The sequence below is a fragment of the Proteus sp. GOKU genome (assembly GCF_015475555.1).
Taxonomy (GTDB): Bacteria; Pseudomonadota; Gammaproteobacteria; order Enterobacterales; family Enterobacteriaceae; genus Proteus; species Proteus mirabilis_B.
Genome location: NZ_CP034105.1, coordinates 2564594 through 2576634 on the forward strand (window position 1 = coordinate 2564594; position 12041 = coordinate 2576634).

The 12041-nt window shown below is 34.2% G+C and carries 13 protein-coding genes; 5 read left to right on the plus strand and 8 right to left on the minus strand.

Annotated elements, in window-relative coordinates; translation table 11 throughout:
• Nucleotides 1-105: 105 nt before the first annotated feature.
• Nucleotides 106-885: a PhzF family phenazine biosynthesis protein gene (locus EHE21_RS11965; protein WP_194950787.1), complete on the plus strand. Its 780-nt coding sequence runs from the start codon at nucleotides 106-108 to the stop codon at nucleotides 883-885.
• Nucleotides 886-991: 106 nt separating this feature from the next.
• Entirely contained in the window at nucleotides 992-1402 is a 411-nt protein-coding gene (locus EHE21_RS11970) for an acyl-CoA thioesterase (protein WP_088495192.1), read from the plus strand.
• A gap of 229 nt (nucleotides 1403-1631) precedes the next feature.
• Here the strand turns inward: EHE21_RS11970 and EHE21_RS11975 are convergent, their stop codons facing one another.
• From EHE21_RS11975 to EHE21_RS12000, 6 genes are all read right to left on the minus strand, one after another.
• Nucleotides 1632-1949, minus strand: coding sequence for a hypothetical protein (locus EHE21_RS11975; RefSeq protein WP_156733666.1), 318 nt, complete (start codon nucleotides 1947-1949; stop codon nucleotides 1632-1634).
• Nucleotides 1950-2081: 132 nt separating this feature from the next.
• Nucleotides 2082-3869 carry a YadA-like family protein gene (locus EHE21_RS11980; RefSeq protein ID WP_194950788.1) on the minus strand — a complete coding sequence of 596 codons (1788 nt, stop codon included), beginning with the start codon at nucleotides 3867-3869 and terminating at the stop codon, nucleotides 2082-2084.
• A 403-nt stretch (nucleotides 3870-4272) separates the two neighbouring features.
• Nucleotides 4273-4902: a CatB-related O-acetyltransferase gene (locus EHE21_RS11985; RefSeq protein ID WP_088495190.1), complete on the minus strand. Its 630-nt coding sequence runs from the start codon at nucleotides 4900-4902 to the stop codon at nucleotides 4273-4275.
• Between the two features lie 255 nt (nucleotides 4903-5157).
• On the minus strand, nucleotides 5158-6249 hold the full coding sequence (locus EHE21_RS11990) for an NADH:flavin oxidoreductase/NADH oxidase (protein ID WP_194950789.1): 1092 nt from the start codon (nucleotides 6247-6249) through the stop codon (nucleotides 5158-5160).
• A gap of 172 nt (nucleotides 6250-6421) precedes the next feature.
• The gene (locus EHE21_RS11995; protein WP_088495188.1) at nucleotides 6422-6700 is read right to left on the minus strand and encodes a DUF2798 domain-containing protein; all 279 of its coding nucleotides are present in this window, start codon (nucleotides 6698-6700) and stop codon (nucleotides 6422-6424) included.
• A gap of 242 nt (nucleotides 6701-6942) precedes the next feature.
• Nucleotides 6943-7281 carry a DUF5713 family protein gene (locus tag EHE21_RS12000; protein WP_228766675.1) on the minus strand — a complete coding sequence of 113 codons (339 nt, stop codon included), beginning with the start codon at nucleotides 7279-7281 and terminating at the stop codon, nucleotides 6943-6945.
• Nucleotides 7282-7533: 252 nt separating this feature from the next.
• On the opposite strand from EHE21_RS12000, the gene EHE21_RS12005 reads away from it, so the two are divergent.
• The 3 genes from EHE21_RS12005 (at nucleotide 7534) to EHE21_RS12015 (ending at nucleotide 10933) form a co-directional block, all read left to right on the plus strand.
• The gene (locus EHE21_RS12005) at nucleotides 7534-8175 is read left to right on the plus strand and encodes a hypothetical protein (protein ID WP_194950791.1); all 642 of its coding nucleotides are present in this window, start codon (nucleotides 7534-7536) and stop codon (nucleotides 8173-8175) included.
• 688 nt (nucleotides 8176-8863) lie between these two features.
• A complete protein-coding gene (locus EHE21_RS12010) occupies nucleotides 8864-9529 on the plus strand; it encodes a response regulator transcription factor (protein WP_088495185.1) in 666 nt (221 codons plus the stop codon).
• Nucleotides 9530-10933, plus strand: a complete 1404-nt coding sequence (locus tag EHE21_RS12015; RefSeq protein WP_194950792.1) for an ATP-binding protein — start codon at nucleotides 9530-9532, stop codon at nucleotides 10931-10933.
• 77 nt (nucleotides 10934-11010) lie between these two features.
• On the opposite strand, the gene EHE21_RS12020 is transcribed toward EHE21_RS12015, so the two are convergent.
• Together EHE21_RS12020 and EHE21_RS12025 are read right to left on the minus strand one after the other, a co-directional pair.
• Entirely contained in the window at nucleotides 11011-11340 is a 330-nt protein-coding gene (locus EHE21_RS12020) for an AzlD domain-containing protein (protein WP_088495183.1), read from the minus strand.
• A complete protein-coding gene (locus EHE21_RS12025) occupies nucleotides 11337-11999 on the minus strand; it encodes an AzlC family ABC transporter permease (RefSeq protein WP_194950793.1) in 663 nt (220 codons plus the stop codon). Before EHE21_RS12025 ends, EHE21_RS12020 begins: the two co-directional genes overlap by 4 nt.
• Between the last annotated feature and the right edge of the window lie 42 nt (nucleotides 12000-12041).

The window sequence follows — 12041 nt, forward strand, 5'->3', positions numbered from 1 at the left end:
TATATCCTACAATTCAAACACTGTTTTTAAGTATTGCACCCGATATTTAAAACACTTAATCTCATTACCTTCCATTTATTGATAGTTTATTACTAAGGTAATGCGATGACTGTTCTTCCTATTTATTATGTTAATGCTTTTTCCTCTATGCCTTTTTCAGGAAATCCCGCAGCTGTCGTTTTGTTAGAAGAATGGTTGCCTGATGACACCTTAATTACACTTGCTAGTGAGATTAATTTACCTGAAACCGCTTTTTTAGTTGGCGACCATATTCGTTGGTTTACACCTAAAATTGAAGTTCCTCTTTGTGGACACGCAACATTAGCCACTGCTTTTGTACTAAAAACCATAAAACAGTCCCCTCATGATCTCTTTAAATTCCAGTCTCTTTCAGGTGAGCTCACTGTTTCTTGCCATGACGCCCTTTTTACACTTAATTTCCCAGCGATACCTGCGACATTAAATAACGATATAAAGTCAGCTCTTGAAGAAAAATTAGCATTACAAATCGATGAAGTTTGGCAAGCACGTGATCGCTATGTTTGCTTTTTATCTGATCCAGAAACAGTCATTAACTACCAACCTGATTTCACTCAAATCGCACAGTTGCCTTTACCTGGCGTTATTATCACAGCTAAAGGTCATGCTCCTTTTGACTTTATTTCTCGCTTCTTCGCCCCCGTAAAAGGCGTAAATGAAGATCCTGTTACTGGCACATCACATTGTGTATTAGCGCCAATTTGGGGTAATAAACTCAATAAAACACAGTTACAAGCAAGACAAGTTTCAAAACGCGGTGGAAATATTGACTGTGTGCTAAAAGATAATCGCGTTTTACTGACAGGAGATGCTGCACTCTTTTTAACTGGCGAAATAACCTTTTAATTACAGACGGCATAATCAGTCATTCATCTACTTTGCTTTCAATTTACTCTATTTTATACTGTGGGGAATTTCTCCCTACAGTATTAAAGAAGAAGGCTTTATTGTTATGTCCATCTCTGACTTATCTCCTGAACTACAAGATAAAATTAAAAATTCAGTCACCCGTGTTTCTAAAGTCATATTTCCTACCACCACCAATCACCACTCAACACTCTTTGGCGGCACAGCATTAGCTTGGATGGACGAAGTTTCATTTATCACCGCCACCCGCTTTAGCCGTAAACGTCTAGTAACAGTTTCAACTGAGAAAATAAATTTTAATCACCCTATTCCATCAGGTACGATTATTGAATTGGTGGGTGAAGTTATTCGTGTTGGACGTACAAGTTTAACGGTAAATGTTTCTATTTTTCTTGAAGATATGTACGCAGAAGGCCGTGAAGAAGTGATCCACGGTCAGTTTAATTTTGTTGCGGTTGATAGTGACGGAAAACCAACGCCATTATTCGATAAATAGTATTTATAGAGAGATTTGTCATACTTTTTATCTCTCTTAGTTAAAAACAACATTATTTTATTATGTTCTTTATTATTTTGAATAATAACAAAGTATTAAGATCATTAATTTAAATGGATGTTTTTCAAGCAATACAAAATACCCAATAAAATCAATGAATAATACGATTACTAACATGTAAGACAAGAGTTATCCACAGTTAATGTGGATAACTGAATAAGTCCAAAAATTAGAGAACACAGATTTTTGTTACTGCAAATTCAATCTGACAAATGGTCAATTTCCTTCCCGCCGTTGCACTTTCAGCAATAACAATATCCGTTAATTGTGAATACTGTCGCCCTACTTCAAGCGCTAATTCAATGGTGGGTTCAATCAGTAAGATCACCCCAATCTTTTCAAGTTCAACAGGAAAGTCTGCAAGTGATCTAAATTGCACCACTTGTTTTATCTTATTTTTAGCAATTTCTTGTGCTTTTTCCGTTGCGACTTGATTAACTCTTGCTTGTTTTTCAAAATCACCACCACCTGAATGAAGATAAATCATATTTTACTCACATAGAAAACAAAGGCTGTTACCTTTATTATTCAAATCAAAGGCATAAAAGCCAGCAGAATGATAAAAAAGCAACAACCTTATCTCTACTTTTTATCCTATTAAACACAATACAAAAGTGCTTTACCAACCATAAGAAACACCGCCGCCAACAACACCGCGATCTTCTGTATTCCATGAAGCTGAAACACGAATAATGGCGCTTTCTGTTATTTGATACTGAGCACCCGTTGCAAATGCATTAGCATCGCGATAATTACCCACTCCGACACCTAAACTAAATGTGTGATTAGTCACGTAAGGAATATTAGCCATCGCTGCGACAGAAGCAATCCCAGCACTTGCTCTTTTATCTGCTTTATCGATTTTATTATCCATATTCTTAAGTGCAATATCATTATCAATAAAGATATTCTTAAACTTATTATTGGTATATTCATTTGCGATAGAGATAGAATCGTGTTTTGATTTTTCAATATATTCCTTCAGCGATTCATCTCTCTCATTAATTATCGTGTTGGCCACATTTATATACTCATTCCCTTTTTGAGTAACATAGCTTTGATGTTCTTTGGTTAATTTCTCATTATTTTTTCCAATAAGCCCTTCCATACCCGATGCTATTTTACTAATCTCAATATCGGTATAACTATTGGCATTTTTTTCTGATGCGTTAACCTTTCGCTCTGTTGAAAAAATAACTTCATCTTTAATATTATTAACATGTTCAACTATTTTCTTATCATGTTCATTCACTTTAAAGTCAGTGTATTCTTTACCTTTATTTTCAACTTCAATAAATTGATTATTTGTGTGTTCTTTGATCTGTTTTTCAGACTCATTGATCCTATTATTTGTGTTTTTCTCTATTACTTCCTTAATATTATTTATTTTATTATCAGTATAATTTTCCGCACCTTTTTTTATTTCATCTGTCTTTTTATTTGTATAATTTTCAGCCTCTGTTTTTACATCAGATAACTTTCCTTCATTATAAAGATACATTTCATTTTTAACTTCATTGATATAATTAACAGTATTAGCCTGATGTTCATTGATTTTATTATCAGTATATTGGTTTGATTTTTTTTCTGCATTTTCTGCGAATGTTTTTGCCTTCAACTCACTCTCTTTTAAGACTGCTTCATTTGCCTTTGTGATATCTCTTTGTATTACCTCATTATTTTCATTTATCTGTTGAGTTGTTGCTTCAATAACCGTATTTTTTTCTTGCTCAATTTTATTATAAATAGTGGTATTATTGTCATTAATACGCTTATCTGCCTCAATAAGAATATTATCTTTTTCTTTTCTTAATTGAGAAACATTAACGGCGTCTGTATTTTCTGTACCCGCTGCAACATTAATAATTTGTCGCTGATTTTTATCACTACCGATTGATAATGTATTATTACGATTATTACTGCTATTATCACCTAATATAATCGCATTACTTGCTGATCCTGAAGACTTACTACCAATAATCACTGAATTATCTGCATTATCAGAAAGGCGACTACCACTACCTAAAATAACACCATTCTCAGCATTATTGATTGTCCCTTTCCCTATACTAATTGAATCCTTACTTTCACTATAAGCCTGAGAACCAATAGAAAGAGAACCCTCACCAATTGCCATTGCACCACTTCCCAATGACATCGCATTATCACCAATTGCTGTACTTTTATGACCTATTGCGGTTGCATTTTCACCCTCAGCCCCTGCATTAGCACCTATCGCCGTTGATTGATCAGAATGCGCCCACGTATTATATCCAACTGCCGTAGATTCATTACCATCGGCTTTACTATTCCCACCCAATAAGGTTGTATTATTTGCATAAGATAAAGGTGATGATAATAATGAAATCACTAATAACCTTACCTTGAAATCTTTATTTTTAATCATATCCACATCACTCCATAATTAATAAAGTCATATATAGAATAATATGTATTTTATTTTTTACACATTATATATCTTATAAAATAAACTAATAATAAATTGAAACTCTATTAATTAAAGATAATAACATCGTCACACAATTAACTTTATTATAAATAAACATTGTGCTTTAATTTATATTTAAATAACAATCAATAACTAAAGGAAAACAGTTAAAAAATAAAAATAAAACTCAAGCTTGAAAAATAAAATTATTGATTATCTATAAAAATAAAATATTTCCACTTTTGAGATAATGATCAAATAAAAGATAGTGCTACTCTATAAATATGAATACTATTTTTTAAATATATTAAAAGAAATACTAAGTAAAACCCCTAAGCTTATTACCACTTAGGGGGCAGTATTATTCAATAAATTGTGCTTCTGCAATTAATAATTTATCAATTGATGATTGGCATAAAAGAGGTCTGAGTGCTTCAAATTTCTTTTCTGACCATTGGTAAATCTTTAAAGATAAAAGTTGCTCAATAACTTTAGGCTCAAAACGATATTTAAGGTGTTGCGCAGGTGTTCCGCCCACAATGCTATAAGGTTCAACATTTTTGGAAACAACACTATTCGCCGCAACAATAGCGCCTTCACCAATCGTCACGCCAGGCATTATCATTGCACGCATTCCTATCCATGCACCATCATGAATATGGGTATCACCTTTACCAATATAGGCTTCCTCAATCTTGTCCATAAAAGGATAAAGTGAAAACCAATCCATACGGTGAGTATGGTTGCCGCCCATTAATATCACCGCTTGCGCACCAATACAGACATAATCGCCAATATATAACTTATCAATTTCCCACAATGGTTCCCATTGCAGGCTAACCTCGTCACCATATAGATAACGGACAACTGAAGTTTCAAAACCATCATCCCAACAATCACTGTAATAACTGTGTTGCCCTTTGATGATAATATTTTTATTTTTAACTGTTTCGTGCAGATATTCTACACGCGACCAATGTTTATTTTTCATAATATGACTCGCTATAAATTAATGAGTCATCAAAGAATGCTTCATTCTCTGATGATGTGTTCGCATTCAAAACACATCGTCTTAAGCAATCCTTGGTTGAAGTAATAAGGGATTTTTTTTCATCTTGTTTACGACCAACTTTTCCAACGCAATACACTTATGCTTGCAGTTTATCTGCACCATGATAAAGATTATCAAAGAAAAAGCCACGGATAACCTTAATTACAATCAGCGATTACCCGTGGCTTGATAATATTATTTAAAAAAGTCTTTACTACCATGAGGCGCACAACGTAAATATTGAGGTGCTACTTTTATGGTTTGTTTGAGTTTTTCCGCCGCATGCCAAGGCCAGCGAGGATCATAAAGAATACCTCTGCCTAAAGCGATAAAATCAGCCTGCTCTGTCAGTAAAATGGCTTCTGCTTGTTCTGGCTCGGTAATAAGACCAACTGTAATAACTGGCAGTTGTGTTTCATTATAAATTGCTTGAGCAAATGGTACTTGGTAATTAGGGCCTAGTTTAATTTCTTGCTTTTCTGATAATCCACCAGAAGAAACATGAATATAATGGCAACCTAACTCTTCAAGATGCTGAGTTAAAGCAATCGTACTTTCTAAGTCCCAACCACCTTCAACCCAATCTGTTGCGGAAATTCTGATACCAACACAGACATTATCAGAAACTGCATTTTTCACTGCAACAAAGACATCCACTAATAACCGACTACGATTATTAAAATCACCACCGTATTGATCCGTTCTGTGATTAGATAATGGAGATAGGAATTCGTGCAATAAATATCCATGAGCACCGTGGATCTCAATAACGTCAAATCCTGCTGACTCAGCCCTTTTAGCAGCATCAACAAAAGCTTGTTTTATCTCTTCAATTTCATCGACAGCCAGCGCATGAGGTTGATGATTCTTTCCAAAAGGTATTTCTGAAGGCGCGACTTTTTGCCATCCATTAGGAGAATCTGGCGCTAATGATGCCCCACCATTCCAAGGTAAATCAGTCGATGCCTTACGTCCGGCATGTGCAATCTGTATACCGATTTTTGCAGATGAATACTGCTTAACATTATCAACCAACTTTTTTAGTTCATTACCATGTTGGTCAGACCAAATACCTAAATCTTTATAACTAATACGACCTCTAGGCTCAACCGCTGTTGCTTCAACAATCACTAACGAAGCACCAGATAGTGCTAGCTGTCCGTAATGCATAGTGTGCCATGCGGTTGGGTAACCCTCTTGTGCTGAATATTGACACATAGGTGCAACAATAATACGGTTATCTAACTGATGGGGGCCTAATTTTTTAGGGGAGAACAACAAACTCATTTAAAGCCTCCTGCTATCAATAAGAATTTATGCAAAGAAAATGTCTTCGCTTTTCGATATACCATTTAAATATACAAGTTTAAGGCTATCGGATCTTATTCATTTAGGCGATGTTTTACTTCACATTGTGAAAAACAAAGAGATCAGCATCAATTACTGATCTCTTTGTTAATTAATCATTAGATTTGGCAGGTTTCACCAATAATAGTGAAAAACGTCTTGCGATTGGCAAGACAAATAAAACCGTAGGAAAGGCAATCATCCAAGAGATCCCCCAAGAAGTTAACCACGGGGAGATAACATGCATTCCCATTCCTAGCGATTTGACGGTACTAATAAATGCAACAATACCTGACATAATAAAAGAAAGGAAAAAGGGAACAAGAAAAATCATTGCTCGAGTAGGAAGTTTAGGAATACCTAAAAAGTAATTTTTGTCCTGAAAAGACATAGATAAAGACTCCAATAATACGATTGTACAACAGCACATAACTGCCAATACAACAGGCTAAAAAAAGTTATATGCGTTGATTAACGTAAACGCTTACGAGTCTTTTTGACCAAACTGAGAGCTAGTTTATTAATAAATATTTCTTTGTCAACTAAATTATTCTCATTATCATTTAGGCGATAATTGATAAAATTAAAGTTCATCTAGATGAGAAAACACAATAGGGTTTTCTCACCTTTTTTCTACCAATCTCTTGTTGCAATTAATTCTTCTATATCAGCATCTTCAAAGCCATATTCATCAGCGATAACGCCAAAATCTTCAGCAATACACTCTCTTGCTACTGTTTCGATCTCGCTATCTTCTTCATAAAACTCTTCAGCTAGCTCATTAAATTGATCCGTGGTTTCTTGCGTGAGAATATAAAGTTCTGCCAAATTTTTAGGTGAAGTTGCTTCTATTTTTAAACAAAGTGCTTTTAATAACTCTTGCCCTTTCTTCACAAGATGTGTTGGATAATAATTATCATTGTCCATTTCTTTTAAAAAATAATGCTCTGCTAGTACTTTATTTTTAATCATTACGAACATCCTTATCTAAGTATTTATCTTAAGGTCATTAAAGTGTACTTATTATCTTAATTACGGAAAAGTATATTACGTTTCTTAATTAAATGTCTCGCTTTTATTTCTCTGAATTTATAGAATTCTCGCCAGCAAATGGAAAATAGGCAATTAATTAAAATGGCTAAAAAAATACGATGTATATTTCTTTTTTTGACTATTGCACTGCTCTCTTTTTTGACTATTAATAAATTTTTAAAAAGCTCACCTTTGGCGACCTGGCACTTCTATGGCAATAATGGTGAATATATTACAGGTCATTACTACCCACCAGCAGAAGATGATGCAACAGATGCGGTGATCTCCATTCCAGAAAAACCAGCTAAAGAAGGTTTAACAATAACCCATTGGGATACCTGCAGTATTGAACTGAATGCTGATAATAAAACACTTTATATTTCTTATTTTACTAATGGCCTTATTCAAGCTTCTTTATCAACAAAAAACACATCTTATGTTGCATTAACTGAGCTATATTTTTATCAGCCGGATGATATGCATTGGTCAATTAATCGATTAGAGGATGGGACATACAAAGGTTGGATTTGGGATAATGTTGCAAATCAGCTTATTCCTGTTCGTTATCAGGAAGATAAAACAACAATTATTGACGGTACAAAATATACTTTAATGCCAGAAAGCTATTGGCTATTTCAACGTTGGGCTAATGGCGTTTTAGTGGAAGAGTACACATTAGATGATTTACCTGCGAAAGATGGCTTTATTCCTGATATAGATAAACAACGACTGGCTCAAGCAAAAGCCGAGCTTCAAACTACCGCGAATGAATTGGTGAAACCATTAAATTTACCATTTAATTTAATGTTGTGGGATAACTCACTTTGCAAGTGATAATAATATGTGAAATGCTCCCAGAGGGTTGGGAGCATTTCTGACACAGAATGATTTAATTTATACTAAATAACACCATCTAATTTCATGTAAATTCCTTTTATTGAAAATTTAATTCCTTTCAAGTCGTTAACTTTTACTGCAAGAGTATAGATGAATAGAGTAAATAATTTAAATCTGATAAAAATGTTGCACAACAGGGATATATTAAAACAATTATTTATTTTCAATAAAAGAATAAGACATCAATTTAATAGTTATATTACTCAATAAAATCAACATTCTATATTTATATTATTTTAAATATAAAACCTTATTTGTTAAATATTGTTTTTTAATAGACTTTACTTTTAAATCTAAAAAACCTTAAATAAAGTATTTAAGTTACCTTAGCATAATAGTATGTGATATTCTTTATTCACATTAGGATATCTACGTTAATTCTATCTAAAATAAATCTTTAAAATTAACATTAAATGCCTTCACGTGATAAAAATGAAATAAATAGTATGCTTATCTCAATCTGCTCCTAAAAATTCTAGTCATTTATTTTTAGTAAAAAATATTAAATAAAAATTTATCTTACATTAAGAGTTCATTAATCAAACCTTGCTTTACATTTTATTATATTGCTCAATTTTTATTTGGCTCTTATACTTTCTTAAGACGATTTTAGGTAGGTATTATTATGAATATTTTATTAGTTGAAGACGACTTACAACTTGGTAAAGCGCTTTGTCGCGGGCTTGAAATTGCAGGTTTTCAACCATGTTGGGTCAGATTACTTGCGGATGCTCGTGTTCAATTAAGCCAGCGCCCTTTTGATTTAATGCTATTAGATTTAGGTCTACCTGATGGTGACGGGCAAGACGAACTGATCGCACTTAGAAAAAGTGGTGAGAAAATTCCAATTATCATTTTAACTGCCCGCACACAAATTGATAATTTAGTACAAACTTTAGATTCAGGTGCAGATGATTTTTTACCAAAGCCTTTTGCTATGCCTGAACTTATTTCTCGTGTAAAAGCGGTTAGCCGTAGAATGGCTGGTTTTTCTTCACAAATATGGTCTATTGGCGATTTACAACTTAATCCAGCAAACCATCAAGTCACGTTAAATGACGAATTACTTTTATTATCAGGTAAAGAATACCAACTCTTATATGAATTAATGCGTAATACTGACAATGTGGTGCGTAAATCAGAGCTGGAACAACGTCTATTTGGTTTAGACGATAAAATTGAAAGTAATTCTCTTGAAGTACATATGCATAATTTACGGAGAAAAATAGGCAAAGAGCGCATTATCACGGTTCGTGGCGTGGGTTATTTATTAAAAAAAGAAGCTAATTAAATGAAGATCCGCTCCTTCTTTATTTACACCATTGTCCTTCAGATTATCTCCATAGTTATGCTTTGGGGCGTTTGGTTAGCTTGGATACAATTTGATTATCTTGCTGATTTCGAAAAAATTTATAATAAACAGCAAGAAATTATTGCTGAGGGTTTTGCTAATACCTTAGAAATTGTTTCTGATCAGCCAGAAGTTCTTAAAGAAGTTGCTCATAACTTACAAGGTATGTATATCGATGCCATGCTTAATGGTGAAGATGATGAATTACAATATCTGCCGTGGTTTATTGCCTTAGATGCAAATAACACCCTGATTTATACTAACCGCCCTGAGTTGCCTATTCCTACAAGAGTGCTTTCATTAGCCTCAGAAAGAGTATCTGTGGCAGGTGAAAAATGGATACTCTCTTTTAGTTGGGGTGAGAAACATAAAATAAAAGTCTTTATTGGTGAGTCGGTTGAAGATAGGGGCCATGTTATTGGTAACCCTGTTGAAGGCACCTTTGTTCCTTTCCTATTTATTCTTGCGACTGTTATTTTTGCAATCTTAATTACTGCTTATTTTAGTTTACGACCACTAAGACAAGCTGCAGAGCTTATCTCTAATCGTAAACCTCGTAATTTAACGCCGATTAATGTGGGCCAGCAATTTAAAGAAATTCGCCCTATCTTTAAAGAATTAAACCAATTAATGGCAAGAATTGATGCTGCTAATATTCGTGAAAAACAATTTATGGCGGATGCCGCCCATGAATTAAGAACACCAATAGCCGCTGTTATTGCTCAATTACACCTGCTCTCTTTAGTCGATGATCAACAAGAGCGTGAAGAAATTATTGATGATATGAAACAATCTCTTGATAGAGCGGCGGCTCTTTCTCATCAATTAATTGATTTGGCGCGATTAGAATGTGACGATTTTCCATTAAAAATAGAATCTCTTGATATCTATAACGTTATTGGAAATGCAATAGCACAACGTGTTCCTTATGCAATTACTAAAAATATTGAGCTATCACTTAATGAAGGCCACGCTTTAACGCTTAAAACTGATAAACAGGCTTTACTCTCTATATTTAATAATCTGCTTGATAATGCCATCAAATATTGCCCCAAAGGTAGCCAAGTTGAGGTAACTATTGAGAATCGATACGCGGAAGGAGTTCATGTTATCGTGCGTGATAATGGCCCAGGTGTTGCAAAAGAACATATCAATGTTCTATTTTCACGTTTTTACCGTGTTCCTGGCTCTAACGAAACAGGGAGTGGATTAGGTCTCTCTATTGCACAAAATCTCGCTAATAAAATTCAAGCATCGTTAATAGTTACTGAAGGGCTAAATAATAAAGGAATTGGTTTTATTATTGTTCTGCCTTTAGAGGCTAAATCATCAGACAGCGATTAATAGATAACTGATATTCCACAATAAAGGAGGTAATTGTACCTCCTTTTTATTTTATTACAGTGATGCGCTAAAGGGGGTTATCCCCAAAGATTAATTAACCAACGTAAACCTGCCGTCACTATTGCGGCACTAAGCACAATTATAATAAAAGGTTTTTTCTGCCAAGTAAGTATGCCCGCCACACCAACCCCAATAATTTTTGAGATATCAGCAAGTTGGTCACCATCAAAAAATGTCGATGTCATCGCCACTGAAAACAGAATAACAATCGCCGATAATGAGAGGATCTCTTTCACTCTCTCTGATACACCCGCTTTATTATTGAGTAATATGCCGGAAAGACGCATAGCGTATGTACCAACAGCAAGAATAATAATTCCTGTAATAATAGATGCCGTGGACATTATATTTTCCTTATCACAAACAATACGCCTAATAACGATAATAAAACGGGGATCCCAACAGGGAGGAATAATGTGGTTGCGAGTGCAAGAATACTCCCTATTATTGCTGCATGGCGTGTTAGTTTATTTTTTAATGCGGGTAAACTTAATGCGAGAATGATGGCTGGAAACATCGCATCTAGCCCTAACATCTTTATATCTACAATAAATGACCCTAAATAAACCCCAAGCATGGTTCCTAAAGGCCAAACAAATAGAATACCCAACCCACAAGCCCAAAACGCTAATTTATTTTGTTCAGCAGTACGTTGAGATAAACCAAATACAACACTTTCATCATTTAATATATGAAAACCTAATAATGATTTAAGTCCTTTTCCCGGTAAATCCTTTACTGCCATACTAAAGGGAATATGTCGTGCATTGACCATTAATCCAGCAAGAGCAGCATATATTGCACTTCCTCCCATCGCCACAACGCCAATAAAAAGAAATTCAGAAGCGCCCGCTAAAACAAAAATGGATAACACCAATGGCACCCAAAAATCAAAACCTTGGGTATGAGCTAAAGCACCATAAGAGATACCAACGATGCCATCTGCTAATGAAACAAGCACAATATCTCTAAGTACGTTATTATCAAGACGACTGTTAATTTGCATAGAATATAGTATTTTTTATCGAACCATTCGTTCATTATGTTG